This is a genomic window from Bacillus sp. FJAT-45350, from assembly GCF_002335805.1.
Classification (GTDB): domain Bacteria; phylum Bacillota; class Bacilli; order Bacillales; family NISU01; genus FJAT-45350.
The window spans coordinates 797,615-819,368 of the sequence record NZ_NISU01000001.1 but is presented as its reverse complement, the minus strand read 5'-3'; the positions used below and the strand labels follow the sequence as shown (position 1 = coordinate 819,368).

Annotated in this window: 24 protein-coding genes, 1 tRNA gene and 1 pseudogene; 8 read left to right on the top strand and 18 right to left on the bottom strand. The window is 37.5% G+C overall.

Annotated elements, in window-relative coordinates:
* Positions 1–47 precede the first annotated feature (47 nt).
* Entirely contained in the window at positions 48–257 is a 210-nt protein-coding gene (locus tag CD003_RS04120; RefSeq protein WP_096199617.1) for a DUF1657 domain-containing protein, read from the bottom strand.
* Positions 258–277: 20 nt separating this feature from the next.
* Positions 278–421: a hypothetical protein gene (locus CD003_RS21690; protein WP_179295422.1), complete on the bottom strand. Its 144-nt coding sequence runs from the start codon at positions 419–421 to the stop codon at positions 278–280.
* Positions 422–592: 171 nt separating this feature from the next.
* On the opposite strand from CD003_RS21690, the gene CD003_RS04115 reads away from it, so the two are divergent.
* Entirely contained in the window at positions 593–937 is a 345-nt protein-coding gene (locus CD003_RS04115; protein ID WP_096199616.1) for a hypothetical protein, read from the top strand.
* 167 nt (positions 938–1,104) lie between these two features.
* On the opposite strand, the gene acnA is transcribed toward CD003_RS04115, so the two are convergent.
* Entirely contained in the window at positions 1,105–3,828 is a 2,724-nt protein-coding gene (gene acnA, locus CD003_RS04110) for an aconitate hydratase AcnA (RefSeq protein ID WP_096199615.1), read from the bottom strand.
* A gap of 318 nt (positions 3,829–4,146) precedes the next feature.
* Here acnA and sspO point away from each other — a divergent pair, with 318 nt between their 5' ends.
* Entirely contained in the window at positions 4,147–4,308 is a 162-nt protein-coding gene (gene sspO, locus CD003_RS04105) for a small acid-soluble spore protein O (protein ID WP_096199614.1), read from the top strand.
* Positions 4,309–4,407: 99 nt separating this feature from the next.
* Here sspO and CD003_RS04100 read toward each other — a convergent pair whose 3' ends face one another.
* Positions 4,408–4,665, bottom strand: a complete 258-nt coding sequence (locus tag CD003_RS04100) for a hypothetical protein (protein WP_096199613.1) — start codon at positions 4,663–4,665, stop codon at positions 4,408–4,410.
* A 176-nt stretch (positions 4,666–4,841) separates the two neighbouring features.
* Here CD003_RS04100 and CD003_RS04095 point away from each other — a divergent pair, with 176 nt between their 5' ends.
* The gene (locus CD003_RS04095; RefSeq protein ID WP_096199612.1) at positions 4,842–4,979 is read left to right on the top strand and encodes a small acid-soluble spore protein P; all 138 of its coding nucleotides are present in this window, start codon (positions 4,842–4,844) and stop codon (positions 4,977–4,979) included.
* A 73-nt stretch (positions 4,980–5,052) separates the two neighbouring features.
* Here the strand turns inward: CD003_RS04095 and selA are convergent, their stop codons facing one another.
* Positions 5,053–6,444 (bottom strand): L-seryl-tRNA(Sec) selenium transferase, encoded by a 1,392-nt coding sequence (gene selA, locus CD003_RS04090; protein WP_096199611.1) that lies wholly within the window; start codon positions 6,442–6,444, stop codon positions 5,053–5,055.
* 143 nt (positions 6,445–6,587) lie between these two features.
* Positions 6,588–6,830: an Rdx family protein gene (locus CD003_RS22525; RefSeq protein WP_373558527.1), complete on the bottom strand. Its 243-nt coding sequence runs from the start codon at positions 6,828–6,830 to the stop codon at positions 6,588–6,590.
* A 210-nt stretch (positions 6,831–7,040) separates the two neighbouring features.
* Here CD003_RS22525 and selD point away from each other — a divergent pair, with 210 nt between their 5' ends.
* Positions 7,041–8,093, top strand: coding sequence for a selenide, water dikinase SelD (gene selD / locus CD003_RS04080; protein ID WP_096199610.1), 1,053 nt, complete (start codon positions 7,041–7,043; stop codon positions 8,091–8,093).
* A gap of 70 nt (positions 8,094–8,163) precedes the next feature.
* Complete coding sequence (locus CD003_RS21685) at positions 8,164–8,325, top strand: hypothetical protein (RefSeq protein ID WP_179295421.1); 162 nt, start codon at positions 8,164–8,166, stop codon at positions 8,323–8,325.
* 43 nt (positions 8,326–8,368) lie between these two features.
* On the opposite strand, the gene CD003_RS04075 is transcribed toward CD003_RS21685, so the two are convergent.
* Genes CD003_RS04075 through selB form a run of 6 tightly spaced genes read right to left on the bottom strand, consistent with a single transcriptional unit; the run spans position 8,369 to position 14,496 of the window.
* Entirely contained in the window at positions 8,369–9,013 is a 645-nt protein-coding gene (locus tag CD003_RS04075; RefSeq protein ID WP_096199609.1) for an HD domain-containing protein, read from the bottom strand.
* Positions 9,010–9,762 (bottom strand): phosphonate ABC transporter ATP-binding protein, encoded by a 753-nt coding sequence (gene phnC, locus CD003_RS04070; protein ID WP_096199608.1) that lies wholly within the window; start codon positions 9,760–9,762, stop codon positions 9,010–9,012. Before phnC ends, CD003_RS04075 begins: the two co-directional genes overlap by 4 nt.
* A 52-nt stretch (positions 9,763–9,814) precedes the next feature.
* Positions 9,815–10,576, bottom strand: coding sequence for a phosphonate ABC transporter, permease protein PhnE (gene phnE, locus CD003_RS04065; RefSeq protein ID WP_096199607.1), 762 nt, complete (start codon positions 10,574–10,576; stop codon positions 9,815–9,817).
* Positions 10,577–10,603: 27 nt separating this feature from the next.
* Positions 10,604–11,521, bottom strand: a complete 918-nt coding sequence (gene phnD / locus CD003_RS04060) for a phosphate/phosphite/phosphonate ABC transporter substrate-binding protein (RefSeq protein WP_096199606.1) — start codon at positions 11,519–11,521, stop codon at positions 10,604–10,606.
* A 21-nt stretch (positions 11,522–11,542) separates the two neighbouring features.
* Entirely contained in the window at positions 11,543–12,562 is a 1,020-nt protein-coding gene (locus tag CD003_RS04055) for a glycosyltransferase family 4 protein (protein ID WP_096199605.1), read from the bottom strand.
* On the bottom strand, positions 12,562–14,496 hold the full coding sequence (selB, locus tag CD003_RS04050; protein ID WP_257008162.1) for a selenocysteine-specific translation elongation factor: 1,935 nt from the start codon (positions 14,494–14,496) through the stop codon (positions 12,562–12,564). Before selB ends, CD003_RS04055 begins: the two co-directional genes overlap by 1 nt.
* A gap of 176 nt (positions 14,497–14,672) precedes the next feature.
* On the opposite strand from selB, the gene CD003_RS04045 reads away from it, so the two are divergent.
* Positions 14,673–15,938: an ATP-binding protein gene (locus CD003_RS04045; protein ID WP_096199604.1), complete on the top strand. Its 1,266-nt coding sequence runs from the start codon at positions 14,673–14,675 to the stop codon at positions 15,936–15,938.
* A 61-nt stretch (positions 15,939–15,999) separates the two neighbouring features.
* On the opposite strand, the gene CD003_RS04040 is transcribed toward CD003_RS04045, so the two are convergent.
* On the bottom strand, positions 16,000–16,458 hold the full coding sequence (locus tag CD003_RS04040; protein WP_096199603.1) for a divergent PAP2 family protein: 459 nt from the start codon (positions 16,456–16,458) through the stop codon (positions 16,000–16,002).
* 132 nt (positions 16,459–16,590) lie between these two features.
* On the opposite strand from CD003_RS04040, the gene CD003_RS04035 reads away from it, so the two are divergent.
* Positions 16,591–16,687: transfer RNA gene (locus CD003_RS04035), tRNA-Sec, on the top strand.
* A 112-nt stretch (positions 16,688–16,799) separates the two neighbouring features.
* Here the strand turns inward: CD003_RS04035 and CD003_RS04030 are convergent.
* Positions 16,800–17,345, bottom strand: coding sequence for a site-specific integrase (locus CD003_RS04030; protein ID WP_096199602.1), 546 nt, complete (start codon positions 17,343–17,345; stop codon positions 16,800–16,802).
* Positions 17,346–17,514: 169 nt separating this feature from the next.
* Here CD003_RS04030 and CD003_RS04025 point away from each other — a divergent pair.
* Positions 17,515–18,117, top strand: a pseudogene (locus CD003_RS04025) (transposase family protein); the annotation flags it as partial.
* 167 nt (positions 18,118–18,284) lie between these two features.
* Here the strand turns inward: CD003_RS04025 and CD003_RS04020 are convergent.
* Genes CD003_RS04020 through CD003_RS04005 form a run of 4 tightly spaced genes read right to left on the bottom strand, consistent with a single transcriptional unit; the run spans position 18,285 to position 21,749 of the window.
* Positions 18,285–18,908 carry a malonate decarboxylase holo-ACP synthase gene (locus tag CD003_RS04020; protein ID WP_096199600.1) on the bottom strand — a complete coding sequence of 208 codons (624 nt, stop codon included), beginning with the start codon at positions 18,906–18,908 and terminating at the stop codon, positions 18,285–18,287.
* Entirely contained in the window at positions 18,899–20,587 is a 1,689-nt protein-coding gene (locus tag CD003_RS04015) for a biotin-independent malonate decarboxylase subunit beta (RefSeq protein WP_096199599.1), read from the bottom strand. Before CD003_RS04015 ends, CD003_RS04020 begins: the two co-directional genes overlap by 10 nt.
* Positions 20,580–20,876 carry a malonate decarboxylase subunit delta gene (locus CD003_RS04010; RefSeq protein ID WP_096199598.1) on the bottom strand — a complete coding sequence of 99 codons (297 nt, stop codon included), beginning with the start codon at positions 20,874–20,876 and terminating at the stop codon, positions 20,580–20,582. The genes CD003_RS04015 and CD003_RS04010 overlap by 8 nt, the downstream gene beginning before the upstream one ends.
* A gap of 15 nt (positions 20,877–20,891) precedes the next feature.
* On the bottom strand, positions 20,892–21,749 hold the full coding sequence (locus CD003_RS04005) for a triphosphoribosyl-dephospho-CoA synthase (RefSeq protein WP_096199597.1): 858 nt from the start codon (positions 21,747–21,749) through the stop codon (positions 20,892–20,894).
* Positions 21,750–21,754: the final 5 nt, after the last annotated feature.

Genomic DNA, 21,754 nt, shown 5'->3' with positions numbered 1-21,754 from the left:
TAGAACGAGTAGCTCAGAAGAACCGGTTAAAATAGTTCCATTGATACTTATTGATTTTGATTGAACTGCGGTTCCTCTTGTAGAACTTGCTGATATCTTCCTTCTAGTTGCGTCACAATCCCTTTCTGCTGCTCAGCAAGTTGTTGGAAAAGTTGTTGAGCCTGTTGGTTTTGTGTTTCTAATGAAAACTGTGATAAGCTAGCTTGAACGCTTTGCGCAGACGCAATTGCCTGTTGCATTTGAGTTTGTACAGTCATTTGAAAGTTCCCCCCTTCAATTACGAACGATTATTTCGGTTCATTTTCTCTGCTTCTATTGCAGCGTATGAAAATTCTGTATCGTCTTGGTGATTCTTCTTCCCTTGTGCTTTAGCATTATTATTTCTTTGAGCGTTAGCGTTTCCCTTTTTTTGTCTACCCATCAGGACATACCTCGCCTTCCGTATAGTTTGATTTAACAATTATAGTTTGGCTAACACAACTAAAAATATTAATAAAAAGAAACGGAAAAAAATGTATTGAATTTTAGCTTTATGAAAAACCTACTACTGTACAAATTGAATTTAACGGTTAGAGGCTAAGGGGGATGCAAAATGACGGAACATACAAACCATCAAATTGAATCAATCATTGGTAAACTAAAATCTTGGCAAGGGTCCAACATTTCAATTAAGAAGGAAGAACGTGATGATACCGACAATAATGAACTTGCACTTGAAGAGGTATTAATTGCGGAACAGGTTGAGGATGAAGATGATTATGTTGATCCATATACAATTCAATTAAAAGGAAAAGGAACTGTTGTAAACCATAACGGAACATCGAGTCTTCCTTTACACAGCTACGAATTACCTTTAAAACAACTACTCTCTTTTGAAGCATCTAAAGAGTTTATGACGATAAAGACCGATAGAGCAACGTACATTATTAAGAAATAATTATGAGTTATAGGTTATGAGTTACGAATTAAGGAAGCTAAAAACTAAGCGTGCTTAGTTTTTAGCTTGGATTTATGGCTTATAATTTATAATTCATACCTCATAATTCATAATTCGCGCAAAAAAGAAGTACCAGCTATGCCGGTACTTCTTTTAATTGCGCGTTATTATGCTTTTGTTTTTGCTTCATTTAATTTCTTACGAAGGATCATTGGTAAGATTCCTCCATGACGGTAGTACTCGATTTCAACTTCACTATCAAAGCGAGTTAGAACTTCGAATTCTGTTTTCTTGCCGTCTTTAGCAGTTGCAGTAACTTTAACCATATCACGAGGTTGAACATCGTTTGTTACTGCTACTTCGAACGTTTCTTCTCCAGATAGACCTAGAGTTTCAGCACTTTCACCCTCTTTAAATTGAAGAGGAAGAACGCCCATTAATACTAGGTTAGAACGGTGAATACGCTCATAGCTTTCTGCGATAACTGTCTTAACGCCAAGAAGGTTTGTACCTTTAGCAGCCCAGTCACGAGAACTTCCCATACCGTAATCTTTACCAGCTAGAACCGCAAGTCCAGTACCATCTTCTTTGTACTTCATTGCTGCATCATAGATTGGCATGATTTCGCCAGTTGGCCAGTACGTAGTGAATCCACCTTCTGTACCAGGTGCAACTTGGTTACGGATACGGATGTTAGCAAACGTACCACGCATCATTACTTCGTGGTGTCCACGACGAGAACCGTATGAGTTGAAGTCTTTAGGCTCAACACCTTTACCAACTAGGTATTTACCTGCTGGAGTTTCTTTAGAGAATGAACCTGCTGGAGAAATATGGTCAGTTGTAACTGTATCACCAAATTTACCCATAACACGTAATCCAGATAAAGGTTTAACTTCTCCTGGCTCTTCAGAAAGTCCTTCGAAGTATGGAGGATTAGCAATGTAAGTAGAATCCTCATCCCATTTGTAAAGAGCATCGTCAGTAGTGTTGATCTCATTCCAACGTAGGTTACTATCAAATACGTTCTCATATTCTTTACGGAATAATTCAGGTGTAACAGATTTTTCAACAACAGCAGAAATTTCTTCAGCAGTTGGCCAGATGTCATTGAAGAATACGTCTTTACCATCTTTATCTTTTCCGATTGGGTCGTTTCTTAAGTCAATATCTACAGTTCCAGCTAAAGAGTAAGCTACAACTAATGGAGGTGAAGCTAAGTAGTTAGCTTTCACTAATGGGTGAATACGACCTTCAAAGTTACGGTTACCTGAAAGTACAGATGTAACTGTTAAGTCATTTTCAGCGATTGCTTTTTCGATTTCATCAGCTAAAGGTCCTGAGTTACCGATACAAGTCGTACAACCATAACCAACGATGTTGTAACCCATTTTCTCTAAGTAAGGAAGTAGACCAGAATCACGTAAGTAACCTGTTACTACTTTTGAACCAGGAGCAAGTGAAGTCTTAACATACTCAGGTACTTCCATACCTAATTCAACAGCTTTTTTCGCAACAAGCCCAGCACCTACAAGAACGTAAGGGTTAGACGTGTTTGTACAGCTTGTGATAGCCGCGATAGCGATAGCACCTGTTTTCATTGTCGTATCATTACCGCTAGCAAGCTTCACATTTACTTCTTTGTTGAACTCTTCTTCGCTTAAACCTAAACCTTGAGTTCCTTGTGGAGCCACTACTGCATTACGGAAAGATTCCTGCATTTTAGAAAGTGGAACAAGGTCTTGTGGACGCTTAGGACCAGAAAGGTTAGCTTCAATTTCAGAAAGATCTAATTCAACAACATCTGTAAATACTGGGTCTGGAGTTTCACCAGCAACGTAGAATAAGCTGTTAGCTTTACAGTATTCTTCAACGATATTAATTTGCTCTTCAGTACGACCTGTTAAGCGCATGTAGTTAAGTGCTTCTTCATCAATAGGGAAGAAACCACATGTCGCACCATATTCTGGAGCCATATTTGAAATAGTAGCACGGTCAGCTAAAGGCATTTCTGCAAGTCCTGGACCGAAGAATTCAACGAATTTTCCTACTACTTTCTTTTCACGTAATACTTGAGTAACTTTTAACGCAACATCTGTTGCAGTTGTTCCACTTGGAAGACTACCAGTTAATTTAACACCGATAACTTCTGGAACTGGGAAGTATGAAGGTTGTCCAAGCATAGCAGCTTCCGCTTCGATACCACCTACACCCCATCCAAGTACACCAATACCATTGATCATTGTTGTATGTGAGTCAGTACCAAATACTGAATCTGGGTATGCAACTGTTTCGCCATCTTTCTCACCAGTAAGTACGATGTTAGCTAAGTACTCAAGGTTAACTTGGTGAACGATACCTGTTGCTGGTGGAACAGCACGGTAGTTATCAAATGCTTTTTGAGCCCAGCTTAAGAACTCATAACGCTCTTCGTTACGAGCAAACTCAAGATCCATGTTGAAATCTAATGAATCCGCTGTACCTGCTTTATCAACTTGTACAGAGTGGTCAATAACTAGATCAACTGGAATTTCAGGGTTAATTTGTTGTGGGTCTCCACCAAGGTCAGCCATTGCTTTACGAAGTGCAGCAAGGTCAACTACACAAGGTACACCTGTGAAGTCCTGGAAGATTACACGCGATGGTTTAAATGGAACATCAATGTTTTGTAATTCTGAAGTTCCCCATTTAGCTAAGTTTTCAACATGCTCTTGTTTGATTACAAAACCGTCTTGTTGACGTAGTACAGATTCTAAAAGTACCTTAACTGAATAAGGAAGCTTCGTTACATTACCTACACCTGCGTCTTCTAGTGCTTTTAAACTATAGTAATTGATTGTTTTTCCGTTCACTGTAAAAGATGAACGTGCATTAAAAATATCTTTTGCCATATGTATTCCCTCCTCAATATACTATCTTATCTTATACTACAATTTCAAGATTGTCGAAAAAGTAGTATTGGAAATGTGTTGAAATTAGATTTCGCAAAGAAAAGGGGTCGTTCGATTACTAATCATTCTGTTGTATAACAGTCGAAAAATGAAAAAACAGCCACTTCCCTCTACCCTCTAAACTCCGAGAGAGTAAGCGTTCTACTAATTTCGCTTGGTTTTCCCTTTATAGAATAGCAGAACTTACTAAAAGAATAAATGGATTTTTGAAATTAAATCGATTTTTTTACAAATGCTATAGAAATGGAGGTGATTTACTTGACGAAAAAACATTCTAATCATGTTATCCCTGGAATGAACCAAGCAAAAGGACAAGGTAAAGGAGCTGGTTATCGCTCTCAATTTAACCAGGAGATGGCGAACGAGCCACTAACTGAAGAACAACGTCAATTTAATAAGAAAACAAAGAAAAGACAGTAATTTTTTTACTACGAAAAACACCCAAGGAAATGAATTCCTTGGGTGTTTTGTTTACTGTTTGGTTCCTCTAAAAACTTCCCACTTAGATGAAGGGTTTAATTAGTGGCTTTGTTGTCTCATCTCAACTAGTCTTTGTTGATACTTTTCAAGTTCATCTCGCTGATGCTCAGATGCAACTTGTAAGGCTTTGTAAATTACTTGATCTGCCTCTTCAATTTCTTCCTCAAACTTTTTAACATGAGTACCAAATTCTCCACTGTCGCTGTGTACCTCTAATTCTTCACGAGCTTCCTGAGCTTGTACAAATGCCTGTTGTGCTGCTTGGAAAGCTTGCTGTTTGTCCTTATGATACGGCATGCTTAAACCCCCCATGTAATTTTAGTGAGTGTTCAGTTTAGTTTCCTGTATGACTCAAAAAAATATTCATTTACAACCACTAAATACTCATATTTTATAAGGAATTTCATATTTTTCACAAAGGTGTATAGACCTCATTAGATAATAAAATAATAATGTTCGAAGGAGGGATTTCAATGGCAGAGCACAATTCCTATAAAGACATTCGTAAAAATGCACCAAAGGGAGAAAACCCAGGACAACCAGCTCCAATGAAGGGCTCAAAAAAAGTAAAAAAAGGCAACCATGTTAGCCAAACAGGCGGCGAAAGCTAATAGGTTAACCTCTTAATGTAACTATCCATACGAGTCAAGGTGAAGGTTACAAACATCCCTTGACTCGTATCAATTAATGAAAATCATTAAACACCTTAACTAACTCCTCTAGTTCATCTAGATGGATAGTACGAAAATCTAGTAAGATTGCGTCATCTTTTAGACGACAAACAATTGAAGGGCTTCCTAACCTTAGTATATCAGCTGTTTTTTGAGCATGTTTGTTTTCATGCTTAATTTGAACAAGGTATGTCGGAACTTCAACGTCTGGCATTGTACCTCCACCAATTTTTGAAGTGCCTTCTACAAGGTGTAAATCCCATATTTTATTCGTTATACCATTGATGAAACTCTTTGCTTTCTCTTTAACTGCGTGAACATTGTCTAATATCGAAGCTACAGTTGGTATTCCTTTTATTGCGTCTTCACCAATTACATATAGTTTTATCGTGGCTTCTAAGGCTGCTAATGTCATTTTATCTACTCGTAATACTCTTGCTAGCTGGTGCTTTTTCAATTGATTGATAAGTTCTTTTTTCCCAGCGATAATCCCAGCTTGAGGTCCGCCTAATAACTTGTCCCCACTAAAAGAAACAATGTCTACACCTTTATCGAGAACCTCTTTTACAGTTGGTTCCTCTCCGATGTGATGTTGGCGAAAATCATAGATAGCGCCACTTCCTAAATCTTCATATAAAATTACATTTTCTTCCTCTTTTATTACACCTGCTAAATCATCAACCGATACTTCGGCAGTAAATCCAATCGTTTTAAAATTACTCGTATGGACTTTCATAATCATGGCAGTATGTTCCGTGATAGCTTCTTTATAATCTTTTAAGTGGGTTTTATTTGTTGTCCCAACCTCAACTAATGAAGCTCCACTCTCTTCCATAATTGATGAAACTCGAAACGAGCCACCGATCTCTACTAGTTGCCCCCTTGATACGATCACTTCTTTTTCTTTAGCAAATGCTTTTAAAATTAAATATACTGCAGCTGCATTATTATTAACGACCATCGCAGCCTCAGCTCCGGTAACCTCTTGAATAACTTCCTCAATTAAATCATGACGGGAGCCTCTTTTTCCAGTAGATATGTTGTACTCTAAATTAGAATAATTTGAAGCAGCCATAATGACCTGTTCGACAGCCTTCTTACTTAACCTAGCTCGACCTAAATTCGTATGTAGAATCGTACCGGTAGCATTAATAATTCGCTCGAGCTTGTACGATTGAAAATGCTCCATTTTTGTTTTTGTGTATGATAGGACACTGTCTTGTAAATCCTTTTCTGACAATTCTCCTTGCCAAGTCCCTTTTATGAGTTGATTTCTAATCAAATCGACTCCTTCTTGAAGCCATTCTGTGAGTTTTTCAGTAGATAGCTCAGTTGCCAATTGTTTAAAAGCTTCTGTTTGCTGTAATTCATGAATTGGAGGTAACTTCCTTAAATATTCTTTCATACAATTCTCCTTATCTTCAAAACGTGGAGAGCTTTTTTACAAAGAAAGGCTGTCTCAAAAAGAGGCCACTGAAAAAGTGAATTTTCACTTTTTTTAGTGACCTCCTCAAAAAGGTTGATTACCCTATTGTGACAACGTCTGTTTCAACTTCTCATACGTTCCATTTTTTCTATAATATCCTCTGTCAGAGGGAATGAACCAGTGTCTAGCTTAGAATAAATCTTCTCACCATTAACAGTAACCTCAAAGGCACCACCCTTACTTGTTACTAGGTCAAGTTGAGAAATCTCACCACGAAAATGGTTAAATAGCTCTTCCGCAAAACTTGCGGCTTTTGGTGCATAGTTTCACATCATGCAAAATTCAACAGACATTTTAAAACTCATAATGATACCCCTTTCAAAGCTTTATTCATCTTCCAATAAGATGATTATTGTAAATTCATTCTAGGTTATCATTTGAAACTTTGCAATCATATTGCTTATACTAATGAGGCAAACTCCTTTGCTCTATTCAATAAGTAAGAGTACACTACAGATTTGCACAAAATATTACATTTTATACATGAAACATTAATTATGGAGGTGCACTCTCAAATGGACAAGCGAGAAGAAATAAGATTAACAGCAATGTCAACAAAAGCTGGCTGAGGATGCAAAATTGGTCCTGAAGACCTGGCACAAGTTTTGTGTCATTTACCCCCTCAAACAGATGACCCTAACCTATTGGTTGGATTAGATACATCAGATGATGCAGGAGCTTATCGTATTACAGATGATATTGCCCTTATACAAACTGTCGATTACTTTACACCTGTAGTAGATGACCCATATATGTTCGGTCAAATTGCCGCAGCTAACGCACTAAGTGACGTTTATGCAATGGGTGGCGTCCCAAAAACAGTGATGAATATCGTTGGCTTCCCAATAACTAAATTACCGAAAAAAATGTTAGCAGACATCTTATGTGGAGCAGCAGATAAGGTAAAAGAATCTGGAGCAATTATCGTTGGTGGACATTCAATCGATGACCAAGAGCCTAAATTTGGTCTATCTGTGACTGGTATAGCTCACCCCGATAGAATCTTCAAAAACGTCGGTGCAAAACCAGGAGATGTTCTTGTCTTAACGAAACCAATTGGTGTAGGTATTTTAACAACTGGAATCAAACGAGAAGCAGTAACAGAAGAGCAAGAAAAAGCTGTTACAACAACAATGGCAACATTAAACAAGGTTGCGGCTGAAACCCTTGAGAAATACAATCCTACAGCTGTAACAGACGTAACAGGCTTTGGATTATTAGGTCATGGGTACGAAATGGCTCGAGGAAGTGAAGCAAGTTTTGTTTTTTTCAAAGATAATGTCCCTCTTCTTGATGGTACGATTGAATTAGCTGAGCAAGGTATTATCCCTGGTGGCTCAAAAGCTAACGAACGCTGGTTAAAAGACGTAATTGAATACGGAGATACTGTTTCAGAAGTGTATCAAAGCATACTATGTGACGCTATTACTTCTGGAGGATTATTAATCAGTATCGACAAATCGGAAGCAGAACAATATGTGACTGATATGCACAAGCTAGGTGCTTCTGATACAACAATCGTCGGAGAAGTTATTGAGAAAAAAGATAAATGTATTTACGTAAAATAACTAAAAAGTATGTCTCCGATGGTTAAGTGACCAAAGGAGACATACTTTTGTCTATGTAGGAGTGTTCATGATGAGTAAAAAACTCGTTTTACAAATAATTTCCTTATTAATGATCTTAACTGCCCCGATAATAAATAGTCAGATGACAATTACACCTTATATTTATATTATTAGCGGTCTTGGTCTTGTTTTGCTATTTATTGCAGACCGGTTTAAAAACAACAATAAATAGCCGCCACTCGGTAGTAACGGCTATATATGAACGAATTTAATGATTATCGTTTCCCTTGCCATTCAAGAGCGAACTGCTCAAGATACGCCTCCATGAAAGAATGCCTTTCCTCAGCGACCCTCTTGCCTGCATTCGTATTCATTAACTCTTTTAGTTTAAGAAGTTTTTCATAAAAATGATTAATTGCAGTACTTTCTTCATTTCGATACTGCTCTTTTGTCATTTCCGTACGTACTTTAATTGAAGGGTCATATATTAATTGACCTTTATAGCCTGAATAAACAAAGCAACGAGCAATTCCTATTGCCCCAATCGCATCAAGTCTGTCAGCATCTTGCACGATCCTTCCCTCAAGTGTAGGCAATTGCGTAGTCCCTTTACTAAAAGACATGTTCTCTATTATAGAGATAATATGCGAATGGTCATCATTTATTAGCTGATGCTGTGTTAGCCAATCATGAATTCGTTGTTTTTCAGCTTCTACATCCTTGCAGATTTTATCATCGGCTACGTCATGTAACAAAGAGGTCATCGTACAAATAAAGGGATCAGCACCTTCTTCATTAGCTAGTGTCTGTGCAAGCTTCATAACCCTCTCCACATGGTACCAATCATGACCACTGCCCTCTTTACTCATTAATTCCTTAACAAAATGAATTGTATCTCTTACTACCTGTTCTTTGTTCATTTAAATCCCTCATAACCAGTATAGATATCATCAAGTACTTCATCTGAAAGTTCAGATGGCTTTCCATCAAATACAAGTGTACCATTCTTAAAGGCAATAACTCTCGTTGCATATCGTTTTGCTAGCTGTACATCATGAACGTTGATGATCGTTACTAATTCTCTTTCTTCATGAATCTTTTTTAACAGCTGAAATATCTTACTCGCTGTACTTGGATCAAGACTTGCAACAGGCTCATCTCCTAAAAAGATTTGCGGCTCCTGCGTTAGCGCCCTGGCAATTCCAACCCGTTGTTTCTGGCCACCACTTAATGCCTCTACCCGTCGTTGATGATAATCCTCTAACTCTACTGCCCTTAATGCCTCATACGCCTTTTCCTTTTCACCAGAAGTGAAAATCCCCAGAAAATTCTTCCAGGGAGGTCGTTTACCAAAAGTACCTGTTAACGTATTATGCAAAACAGAAAGCCTAGGGATTAAGTGATAATGTTGAAATATCATTCCTATATTTTGACGCACATTCCGAAGGTTTCCTTCTTTTAATGAGGATAGGGAAGTTTTATCAATAACTACATCTCCAGAAATAGGCCTTTGCAATCCATTAATACAACGAATGAACGTTGATTTACCTGCCCCACTTTTTCCTAGCACACAAACAAATTCTCCTTTTTCAAAGGAAAGGGATAGTTTCTTTAAGGCATCCTCCTTTGACCCTTTATACCTTACAGATACATCTTGTAAACGTATCAAGAGAACGCCTCCTCTCCGCTTCCTTTGATATCCAACATTCCAATTGCTCCACTTATATCACTCGTTTCCTTACAAATCCGCCAATAAAGTCAACTAATATAACCAATGCCATAATCATTAAGATGTCTAGGGCAACCGCTTGATAGTATAAACTACTAAAATGATTAAATAACTGCTGTCCTAAACCTCCACCACCGATAAACCCTAATATAAGGGATGTACGAATCGCAACTTCAAATCGATAAAAATAGTGAGAGAGGACATTAGGCCATATTTGAGGAAGAATTGAGAAAACAACAGCAACCCATCTTGATGCACCAACAGCTTTCATCGCCTCTTGTGGTCCTTCATCTGCTGCCTCAACTAACTCGGATAATAGCTTACCTAGTACACCAATATTATGTAAAAGTATTGCCAATACCGCTGGAAATGGACCTAACCCTAATGCCGCCACTAAAATTAGACCAAAAACAATTTCTGGTATTGAACGGAGACCGCTTAAACTTGACCTAGTTAAACCAAAGAAAAAGGGATGACGACTCGTATTACGAGCCGCCATAAAGCTTATTGGTAAAGCGATAAGTAAGGCAATAAACGTCCCAAGAAAAGCCATTGCCAATGTCACTAAGCTTTCTCTCAATAATCGTGGGAATAATGACCATTCGACAGGAAAGAAACGATTTTTTACGATATCAATCGCATTACCAAACTGGGCAAAGCGTCTAATATCAAACCCGGTCATATACATGCTCCACCACGTAAAAATAATAATTAAGAAAAGATATACTAAATATCGCTTTTTAAACCAAATCATCTAATCTGCCCCTATTCGAGAAAACCTCTATTCATTCAATCTCAGCATGCCAGTTTTTTTTGCTACTTCTAAAATATAATCATATTGAGCTTGGTCCGCTTCAACAAATGCAGATGCTCCACCAAAGATATCTAAGATTTCTTTGTCTGTAATACTAATGAAAGCTTGTTGAATTTCTGCAATTTCCTCTTCTGTCATGCTCGCTCTGACTGCCCACGGATATTGATATAATTGCTCTGATTGCCAAATGATTTTATAATCATCTGCATTAATTGCGCCTTCTCTAACTAATCCATTAAAAATGGCACTATCAATTGCTCCCGCACCCACTTGCTTACTCGCTACTTGTTGAGCAGTAATATCATGTGAACCTGTGTAACGCACAGTTTTAAATTCGTTTTCATACTCATCTTCAAACACTCCACGCTGCATTAATTCATAGCTTGGAATAACAGATCCAGAAGTTGATGAAATACTACCAAAAGCAAATTCAATTTCAGAAACATCTTCTAATAATTCATCTAACGAATCCCAAGGGTTATCTACATGCGTAATCATGTATGAATAATAGAACGGCTCACCATCAATTTCTTGAGTTAAGATTGCTTGTGCCCCACTTTGGTCATGAGCCACTAAATACGTTACTGGTCCTAAATACGCTAAATCAATGTGTTCATAATTTAATGCCTCAACAACTGCATTATAGTTAGGATAATGGTCTACTTTCACTTCTCGATCAAGCTTCTCAGCTAACGTTTCTTCTAATTTCCTTAAGCCTGTTTCCATTTCTCCTATTGATTGAGCCGGAATGACTGCTACTTCTAGCACCTCACGTTCAACTGCAACATCGTCTTGCGGTTCAGTTGCTTCATCTGTTGTGTCTTCATTACCACAAGCAGTTACAAATAATAACATTGCCAATACAAATACAAGTATTTTTTTCATATCAATTCCCCTTTTTATTATTTATGGATGTAAACACTTTGCATAAATCCTCTTATATGATGCTATTTCTTTTTCTAAGGCATGTTTATTTGTTAAAGTGTTTAATCCATTTTTTATAAATGTTTCTCGTAAATCCTCACGAATAACAAGCATTTCTAATTTTCTTTTAAACTCACCTAGATTGTCAAATATAAAGCCATTAACATTATCTTTAATTAAACTTTCATTACCAGCAATTTTCCTAGCCATAACAGGTTTATGACAATACATTGCTTCTAGTAAAGCAATTGGCTGCCCTTCAGATAGTGATGTATTGAGAACGATATCACTTTGTTCATAAATTGCAGGCATTTCTTCAAAGGGAACATCCTCTATATAATCAAGCCAATGGTAGCGAGTATACGCCTCCCTCACCTGTTCCTCTATATACTCATCCAAAGGAGCACCAATAATTGTGAATTGTATTTCAGGAAATATCGATTGTTGCAGCTCTTCAATAGCTGGAATCAAATATAGTACATCTTTCACCTCACGTAATCCAGCAGGTAGAAGGAGTTTAGGATAACCATTTTGTAATCGGTTCCGATTTGTCTGTATATTTTCAGGGAACCAAATACTTTGAGAAACAATCTCAACCTGTTTAGCTAGCAAGTTATACACACTAAGAAGCTTGTCTTTTGCATCTTCATTGAAAACAGTAATCATTGATGCGTTCTCTACTAAATTCCTCATTACCTCCTTCTCTCTTTCTTGAAACAAATCTTGATTCACATCTGTTCCACCAGACGTGAGAATATAGGGCTTGTCTAATTGAAAATTCGTAGCCAATTGCCATTCTGCAAAGCGACGAAAGTGTAATATATGATAAATTTTAGTGTTCTTAAGCTCACTAATTTTATCTTCTGGTAATTCCTCTTCACAATAGGCAAAACTCTTTACATCTAGTCCATCCTTTTCAAGTCCACCTATAATACGTCTTGCTGTTGTTGAATTCCCACGAGGTTGATAGATGTAAGGACTAAAAAATGTTACGTTTCCCATTATTTCTTCCAAACCCTTCTACTTTCAATTCTAGTTGTGTAGTTCAAGCTATCTAGGAGCTCTAATAATGAAACTAAATACTTTCTTGATAACCCTAAAATTTCTTTTGCATTCTGAAGTGTAAATTCTTCACCAGTTTTTTCTTTCAACTTATTTACAGCTTGATGTAATGGTTCATTGTGCACTGCAAGCTTCTCGTCAAATTCGTATAGTATTTTTTCTCGAAGTAAATAATGCTTTAACTCTTCATGAAGGCCTTTGGGAATTTGATTCTCTTCCAAGACATCAAGCAACGGAGATACTTGAAGACCCATATCCTTTACTTTTAGCACGACATGTTCAATCCGCTTAGCCCACTTTTTAGGAGGACCTGCTTGAAAATCAGGTAACGCGAGATAAGGTCCTTGCTTCATTAAAACTCTACTATCACAAAGAATATCTATTATTTGTTCAATTACCTTTATTGAAGCTTGGGAAAAAAGACTTTGTACGATTTCTGCTTTCTTCTTCCCTTCTCTAAGAGGAAAATCTTCATGGTAACTCGAAAGTTCTTCCGATATTATTGACTGAACATCCTCTAAAAAGCTCTTACGAATAAACTCTTGATTTGCAAGCTGTATAACAAGATTATTCAATTTACACTCCTGTAGTATTTCTTGTACTTCATCTTCACTGATACCAGACTGGGTGATAATCTCTTTTACTGTCATATTCTTTTTTACTTGAAGCAAATCAAGAATGATTTCTTCTGGTGTTCCGACTAACTTCTTTTCCAACATTTGAATCGTATTTTCTCCGAACTTGTACTGCTCCCCTTGAGGTTCAATAACAAAGCCACCACCTATTGTTTCCGTAGGCGTAGGTCTTCGAAGAATGAAACGATCACCTTTTTTAACGACAATCGCTTCATCTAAACGACATTGACAGAGAACCTTTTCTCCACCATCAATTTTATTTCTATCAAAGAACACAATTTTTCCATACACTTCAGCAGTACCTGTATGTATTTTGATATTTGCTCGTTGTTTTAATTCATACTTTAATTTATCAATAACTTGTAATGAAATATCAATTGTATTAGTAATTGTGTGTGTATTAGGAGCAACTAATACGTCTCCTCTTTTTACCTCAGAGGCTGAGACGCCCCCAATATTAACCGCAGCACGTTGGCCTCCTATAGCCTTTGGCATTTGCTCGTGATGAACCTGAATTTGTCTGGCTCTCACTTTCGCCCCGAGTGGTAGAACTTCTAGCATATCCCCTTCATTCACTGTTCCTTCATAAACAGTTCCACGCACGACAGTCCCCTGGCCATGAACAGTGAATACTTGATCGATCGGTAAACGAAATGGCCCTTGATGACTACGAACAGGTAAATCAGTAAGCTCAGTCACTAATTGCTCTTTTAATTCGTTAATGCCTCTCTTGCTAATACTATCAACTGCTATTATCGGTGCATCAGCAAATACCGTACCTTTAACATGGTCTAGTACATCTTCTTTTACTAGCTCAAGTAGTTCAGCATCATCTACCCTGTCCACTTTTGAAAGAACAATAATGCCCTTCTTTATTTCTAAAAATGATAATATATCAAGGTGCTCTTTCGTTTGAGGCATGACCCCTTCATCTGCAGCAATCACTAGAATGACTAAGTCAATTCCTGCCACACCTGCTATCATTTGACGGATGAATCGTTCATGTCCAGGAACGTCAACTATTGAAACATCGAGGTTATCAGTCAGAGAAAGTGGAGCGTACCCTAGTTCAATTGAAATTTGTCTTTCCTTCTCTTCCTTTAGTCTGTCTGTATCTATATTTGTTAAAGCTTTTGTTAATGTCGTTTTTCCGTGGTCAATATGTCCAGCCATACCAACCGTGTAATGATAATGTTTAATAATAATCTCTCCCATTCCATCTTTACTATAGTCCATCATACAATAGGTTATCGTGGGAATAAAATTTTTTGCCATTTCCAAAAATATAAGGTGGTAAATTATAGATATCAAGGTAAACTCACTCTTTTCATATCAACATTAAAAAAATGATGCTTTCAATAAGAAAAAAGTGATATACTATCGAACATATATGATAAAAGTGTCAGAGGTGAACTATGAAACTATTATCCTCATATAAAGTTCCTATAATTTATATACTCATTGGATTTACATGGATTGTATCTACCGATATACTATTTGCTCTACTAGATTTAACTAATAAAACATTGATAATATGGCAAACCATAAAAGGTGGCCTTTTTGTTATCTTGTCCGGGGTGTTTCTAGCGATAATCTTAAAAAAGAAGAAACGGCTAGAAGGAGCAGAAGAAAGTAGACAAAGACTCTCTGCTCTCATAAACGCTCTTTCTGATTTTATTGTTTTAAAGGATGGACAAGGTCGCTGGATTCAAACAAACGAATTCGGGCACACATTGTATCAGCTACAAGATGACCATTACTCTGGAAAGTCAGATGCAGAGTTAAGTGAATTATATCCAGAATATAGAGAGCACTTTAAAGAGTGTGTGGAATCTGATGAAGAAGCATGGCAATTAGGAAAGCCTATGCATCATGAGGAAAGGCTTCAAATCGAAGATAAAGAACGGATTTTCCAAGTAGTAAAAGTACCACTATTCGATGCAAACAATGAGCGAAATGCTTTACTAGTCATCGGCCGAGATGTTACAGAAATTAAACAGGCAGAAGAATTACTTATGAAAAATGAAAAACTTTCAGTCGTCGGACAACTTGCTGCGGGAATTGCGCATGAAATTCGTAATCCATTGACCTCACTCAAAGGTTTCGTTCAGCTGATGAGAGAAAATCCAATAGAACAGAAGGACTTTTACTATTCTATAATGCATTCTGAACTAGAACGAATAAATCAAATTGTAAATGAACTACTATTAATCGCAAAACCTCAAAAAGTAGCCTATAAAAAAACAAATATTGTTCATGTACTCCATAATGTGAAATCAATTATGGAAACGGAAGCCATTCTAATGGGTGCCCATATCAAATTAGAAGCTGATAACAACCTCCCTTTAATTGATGGGGAAGAAAACCAATTAAAACAAGTGTTTATCAACATTATAAAAAATGCGATTGAAGCATCTACTGACGGTAAGGAGATCACGATTGCATTATCTAAAAATGAAGACAATCACATTCTCATTCGAATTTCTGATAAAGGATGTGGAATTCCCAAGGAACGCCTAGTTAAAATCGGAGAGCCTTTCTATACGATGAAAGAAAAAGGAACTGGACTAGGGATGACTGTCACATTTAAAATTGTCCATGCCCATAATGGACGAATTACGATTGAAAGTGAAGTTGGTAAAGGAACTGTCGTTGACGTACTACTACCTTATGAGAAATAAAACTTTGATAAAAATCCTGCTTGAATATTTACTCTCAAGCAGGATTTTCTTATTAAGTAAATTACTTTTCATTTATCATATAACTTATTGTTCCAGTTAACAGGCCTAATAAAGCACCAGCTAATACTTCTTCAGGCTGATGTCCTAACATTTCCTTAAGCTTCTTCTCTTCCTTTTCGTGATAGTCACCTGTATCCTCCCCCGCTAACTGCTCAACTTGCTCATCTATTTCATTCACCTTCATTGTCAATTCACCTGCTTGTCTTCGAATCCCTTGTGCATCATACATGACGATCAAACCAAACACGGCAGCTAGTGCAAAATCGACGGTAGGCACTCCTTTTTTATGTGCAATATACGTTGCTAATGAAGTCACCCCGGCAGAATGAGAGCTAGGCATACTACCCGATTCTAAAAATGCACGCCAGTCCCATTTATTCGTTTTTCTAACTCGTAACGGTACTTTAATAAATTGAGCTATCCCAATCGTCGCAAGTGCTGTCATCATTTCTTTATTCATCCAAAGTCACCTCTACAAAATAGTCTTTGCCTTATTTTGCTTACTATACAAAGGTGACATTCAACAAAATTAATTTTTATTGCTTGATTTTTGATTCTAAGATGATTATAATAATTTGGTGTTCAATTATATGGGGCTGGCTGCGTAACTGGTGTTTGCCGAGGTCTTCAAAACCTTCAGGGAGGCGCGTGCCGTCTCTGGTGGGTTCGATTCCCACACAGTCCCGCCAACCCTTATATATCAAGGGGTTTGAGTGTTACCATTTTTTAATGAAGCCTATTTGGAGCGTTCGATTTTTTCCTATAGATGCCGAAAAGGTGCCGAAGCACTCAATTTTTATTTTACTTATTAAAAGCATCATCAAATACGGATACCGCACCATCCTGAAGTGATGGTAGTACATGACTATACAAATCCAACGTAACTGAAACTTTACTATGACCTAGTCGTTCACTCACAATTTTGGGATGAACATTATTTTGTAACAGAATCGTTGCATGTGTGTGTCGTAAATCATGAAAACGAGTATCAGGTAACCCTGCTTTCTTAACCGCTTTTTTATAGGCTCTCGATAAATCACGAGTATCAATAAAATTTCCTTTTGAATTTGTAAATACAAGCTCTAGCGGGTTAAAAGAACTCCCTAGTGCTTTTTTCGTTTTTTCGCATTTTTCTTTATGTTTAGTTAGAAACTCTAATAAGCTTTTTCCGATAAACACAGATCGGTCTTTTCCACTTTTCGTCTCACCCTTTATAATGACACCTTCCTCTTTCACATCACATGCCGTCTTGGTAATGTACATTTTTCTTTTTTCTAAATCGATATCCTTCCAAGTTAACGCTCTTAGTTCACCTAACCTTGCTCCAGTGTGAGCTGCTGTAAAAATGAAAGAAAAATGGCTCTATACTATTTGTTGGGGTTCGTAAACAATTGAGTGAGGGTATTTCTTTTTTTGCTTCTTGGGCTAGCCCAAGAAGCAAAAAAAGAAACGCAATCTACCAGTTCTTTTATACTTGAATTGACGAGAAACAAGTAAAGAGTGGAGATGCGTGTAAATGAATTTTAACATGTCTATTCCAGGTTTAAAAGACGTACTGGTAACTAAGGTTGAAGAAGTGGGAGAATTTATTCGAATCGATGTAGAAATGGAGCGGAAACTTCACAGTTGTCCAGAGTGTGGGGGTCAAACCAACCGTATCCACGACTATCGAATTAAAAGAATTAAACATCTAAAGTGGTTTGAGAGAAATACTCAACTGTTTTATAGAAGAAGAAGGTATGTTTGTGCTTGTGGAAAACGATTTTCAGAGGAGAATCCCTTTGTAGAGCGCTTTCAACGTAGCTCTATTGAATGGAATCAGGCTATTGTAATTAAAGAAATTAAGGGAAAAACATTTAAAGAAACTGCAGATGTATATGGAACGTCACCTACAACCGCCATACGTCGGTTTGATCACATCGCTAAGGGAGAAATTCGTAAGGTGGATCAATTACCGAAAGTAATTGCAATAGATGAATACAAAGGTGATACCCGAGAAGGAAAGTATCAGTTTATTATCGCGAATGGAATAACCAGAGAGCCTATCGATATTCTTCCTAACCGCCATAAAAAGACGATTAAACGTTATCTTCAAAAGCATGGGGCGTCAGTGGAAATTCAAGAAAGTACTTCAAATTAGTAAGCAAAAACTGACTAAAATTACTTTGCGTCACAATGTTTCATAATTTAAATTTTGTGATTGCAAGATAAAGATTATGCCAAGCAAAAAAAAGACTAAAGTCGCTGTAGGAAAAGCTTTGTGACTCTAGTCGATTATTATTACTTTTATGAAATTACTTCTTCTTGAAATGGCTTCTTTAAGATAGGTCCTTCATTGGTTCGAAAAAGAACAGACTTTCCCTCTGAAGTTGCATATTCTTTTAGTAAAAAGGCACCTTCTAATATCTCTACTTGTGTATCAATACGTATCGGAAGTTTAAAAAATTCCTTCTCTAGTTTTTGAGCAAGGTCGATCGATAAATTTTCAACTGGGCGGATAATAATATCTATATCACTTGTTTTAGTGACTGTTTCTTTTCCGCTTGCTAACTCAAATCCACTACTTCCTACTGGTCCCCAGAAAAGGGTATAGCGCTGCATTATTTGAGCTACTCTCTCGAGGGTTTCAAATAAGTCTTTATCAATTCCTTTCCAGCTTCTTTCATTGGCTAGTTTTTCTGGTGTAATTTGATTCACAATACGTTTCATTGGTAAAAAAGCTGCAAACCTCTCACTTCTCGTTGTCCCTCTTACACCAACTGCAACCAACCCTTTAGGAGAACTTGCTCTTCTAACAACGACAAAAGGAGCTTCATTTAGTGATTTGGCAACCCATTCTGGTACTGCCGTATAACTAAATAAGTCAAGATGATTATTGATTTCTAGTAAATCATGGGGCCTTAATGCCATTGTTCACTCAACTTCTCTCTAACTAAAATTGAACCTGTTCGACCACCATTTTTTGCATTTTTTGATGATAGTCGAACACTTAAATCTTTACAATTGCTTACACTCACATCGCAAATCGCCTTTTCAATTTCTGCATAGATGATATCACGGTCATTTTCCTCTGGTGCATCTGCATTTACAACTTCTACGAGTGAGTACAGTGCGCCAAGCTTATTAAAAGATTCAATATCATAAGCTATCGCTGGTATTTTTTGAGATGCAACTTCTAATTCTTCTAAACTTCTTTGTGTAATACGTGCGGCTGATTGTTTTGACATAACGTGCACATTAACCCCGGGATCACGTAGAGCAATCAAGCGGTTGGCTTGCAACCCATGAGATAAAAATGCTCCTGAAATCGCATTACCAGGAATAAATGAAATGACAGGATGACCAGCTAGCCTTGCTGAAGCATAAGCGTCTACTGCAGCTGCACATGCCTGATGGATACCAAGTAGTTCTTCATGATAACCATAGGCCTGGCTGGGAACATCGACAATCGACACAATTGCGCGTTTTTCTCGCCCTTGATCTTCCTCGATTGCTGCTCGGATTTGTTTGGCAATTGACCAACCTTCTCGCAAGCCGAATTCTCCTTTACTTGCCCGAGGAAAATGATTATTTACGTCTGGAACAACAGCAACAAACCTTACTTTTTTTTCTCCAATGAAACCGTCAGCAACACGAACTGATGGAATATCTCCTATTTCTATAGCGTTATTTCGTAATAAATCAAACCACGTTTGGCCCCTACCTAGTGCTTTATAGTTCTCATAAATTAGCTGAATGTTATCGTCATTCAATTCAGTTTCTGATTCTTCCCACAAGTCTCTAACCCTTTCTGGTGCTAACCGCTCTATTGAATCGACTAACTGTAAAAACCTTTCATACCTCTTTACTTGCTCTGTTCTTACCGAGGTAATACCACTATCTATGATTTTAGAAACGGTTATTTTCACAGCTTCTAGATCATCATCAATTAATTCATCAGCAAACCCACTACCTGTTCGCTGTTTTCCGCCAATTGTATCCCAAATAAGCATGCGATTTTTCGAATCAAACTCACGAATACCTGCTTCCTGCTCAATTACTTCCGGCCCATTTAATCCTAGCCTTCCTTCTCGTGTCATAATCACTGAACTACAAAGACCTACCGTAATTGACATCCCGCCAAATGCTCCAACTTTTCCTGGGACAACTGCAATCACTGGAACATAGCGGCGAAGCGCAACAATAGCTGCACTTATTTCAGCAATCGCTAGTAAACCATAATTAGCTTCTTGTAATCTAACACCACCTGTATCATAGAGTATGATTGGAGTTACTTTTACCCCTTCCTCACAATCTTTAAGCGTAAGTTCAAGTGCACCAGCAATTTTTGCACCTGATATTTCACCTATTCCCCCACCCTGGAATTTTCCCTCAGTCGAAATAATTACTGTCGGTTTTCCGCGGATTGTCCCTTTTGCAACGATAACACCATCATCACTTTGTGGGACAATCCCTTGTGGTTCTAAATGAGGAGATTCTAACCCAGTAAACGGATCAAGTAGTTCTAGGTATGTTCCACGATCCAATAAATTTTGTACTCGCTCACGACCATTGCATTCAACAAAACTACTTTTTAATATTTTACTCATTTCGACTCACCTCCAGGGCTTGTTCAAGACGTAATGTAACCACCCCTGGCGTTGCTCCGAAATCATTAATTTTTACAAGTGCTGCAACATCATGCTTCTCAAAAAAACGTTGAAGAACGGCTTCCCAAGTTTCTTTAAATCCATTGATTCCTGTACGAATCATGACTTGTGTATTTAAATCGTTACTAGGCTCCATGATTATTTCTAAATCACCTGAACCAACAACCCCAACATGCACTCTCTTATTTATGGCTTTTGTGGCTTGAAATGTATATATAATTTTTTCCAATTAAAACACCTCCGCTTAATGGTTATGTTCATATTGTCGATGGCTTCTCTTGAGCGTTGTTACTGCTTGTGTCTTATCTAAAAAAAGTGTTACTGCTAGAAGATCAGCACTTCCTCCTGGTGAAATATTTCGTTTCGTAAATTCCTTATCAAGAGTTGTCAGTCTGCCAAGATGACCAGCTTTCAAAAATGTATTTGCTTGCTCTTTAGCATAGGAAAGTGCTTGTACGCCTCCACGATGTAAAATACAAGTATCGTCAAGCTGAGAAATCAATGAAAGAAGCGCATAAAGTTGTGCCTCCTTTTCAGCTATTCCATCAGCTCTCATCTGTTTCAATATTGGTAGAGAATAATTAACGATATGAGGAAATCCTTGTTCCGCTTCGCCCCTTGCTCCACCGACACCATATTTCGCCATCACTCGTCCACCGTTTGTCGTGGTATTTTCATAAAAGCGGTCTGGAAAACGGGCAATGTCACCAGCTTTGAAGACTATTTCTTTTATAGTGTACAATCCTTTCCCCATTGAGTAAGCAGAAACTAGTAAACCGATGGACCAAATTGCGCCTTTGTGAGTATTTATACCATTCGTTTCGTGAAACATCTTTTTTTCTCCGCGTCGACCGATGTTAGCAATTGTCTCTCTTATATACTGAGATGGCTTTTGATCAATACTTGTATAGGCGATTTCTTCAAAAGTATCCCTTAGAGATTCTGCTGACTTTCTCATTAACTGAATTGTTAGATCATTATGCGCACCTGTATTGGCTTGATCAACTAACCCAGGCTTCGGTGTTAGTTCCACTTCTTCGATTAAAGAATTAACAGCTATTTCAGCTATATCTGAACAAAAAGTATGTTTTTCATAACTCATTTCAC

Bases quoted from the DNA above. Each gene is read 5' to 3' on its own strand.
- selA (WP_096199611.1), bottom strand. From the start codon at position 6,444: ATGAAAGAATATTTAAGGAAGTTACCTCCAATTCATGAATTACAGCAA.
- CD003_RS04005 (WP_096199597.1), bottom strand. From the start codon at position 21,749: ATGAGTTATGAAAAACATACTTTTTGTTCAGATATAGCTGAAATAGCT.
- phnD (WP_096199606.1), bottom strand. From the start codon at position 11,521: ATGAAAAAAATACTTGTATTTGTATTGGCAATGTTATTATTTGTAACT.
- phnE (WP_096199607.1), bottom strand. From the start codon at position 10,576: ATGATTTGGTTTAAAAAGCGATATTTAGTATATCTTTTCTTAATTATT.
- CD003_RS04100 (WP_096199613.1), bottom strand. From the start codon at position 4,665: ATGCCGTATCATAAGGACAAACAGCAAGCTTTCCAAGCAGCACAACAG.
- CD003_RS04020 (WP_096199600.1), bottom strand. From the start codon at position 18,908: ATGGCATTAAGGCCCCATGATTTACTAGAAATCAATAATCATCTTGAC.
- CD003_RS04015 (WP_096199599.1), bottom strand. From the start codon at position 20,587: ATGAGTAAAATATTAAAAAGTAGTTTTGTTGAATGCAATGGTCGTGAG.
- CD003_RS04055 (WP_096199605.1), bottom strand. From the start codon at position 12,562: ATGGGAAACGTAACATTTTTTAGTCCTTACATCTATCAACCTCGTGGG.
- selB (WP_257008162.1), bottom strand. From the start codon at position 14,496: ATGATGGACTATAGTAAAGATGGAATGGGAGAGATTATTATTAAACAT.
- CD003_RS04095 (WP_096199612.1), top strand. From the start codon at position 4,842: ATGGCAGAGCACAATTCCTATAAAGACATTCGTAAAAATGCACCAAAG.
- acnA (WP_096199615.1), bottom strand. From the start codon at position 3,828: ATGGCAAAAGATATTTTTAATGCACGTTCATCTTTTACAGTGAACGGA.
- CD003_RS21685 (WP_179295421.1), top strand. From the start codon at position 8,164: ATGAGTAAAAAACTCGTTTTACAAATAATTTCCTTATTAATGATCTTA.
- CD003_RS04120 (WP_096199617.1), bottom strand. From the start codon at position 257: ATGACTGTACAAACTCAAATGCAACAGGCAATTGCGTCTGCGCAAAGC.
- CD003_RS04115 (WP_096199616.1), top strand. From the start codon at position 593: ATGACGGAACATACAAACCATCAAATTGAATCAATCATTGGTAAACTA.
- CD003_RS04040 (WP_096199603.1), bottom strand. From the start codon at position 16,458: ATGAATAAAGAAATGATGACAGCACTTGCGACGATTGGGATAGCTCAA.
- CD003_RS04075 (WP_096199609.1), bottom strand. From the start codon at position 9,013: ATGAACAAAGAACAGGTAGTAAGAGATACAATTCATTTTGTTAAGGAA.
- CD003_RS04045 (WP_096199604.1), top strand. From the start codon at position 14,673: ATGAAACTATTATCCTCATATAAAGTTCCTATAATTTATATACTCATT.
- CD003_RS21690 (WP_179295422.1), bottom strand. From the start codon at position 421: ATGGGTAGACAAAAAAAGGGAAACGCTAACGCTCAAAGAAATAATAAT.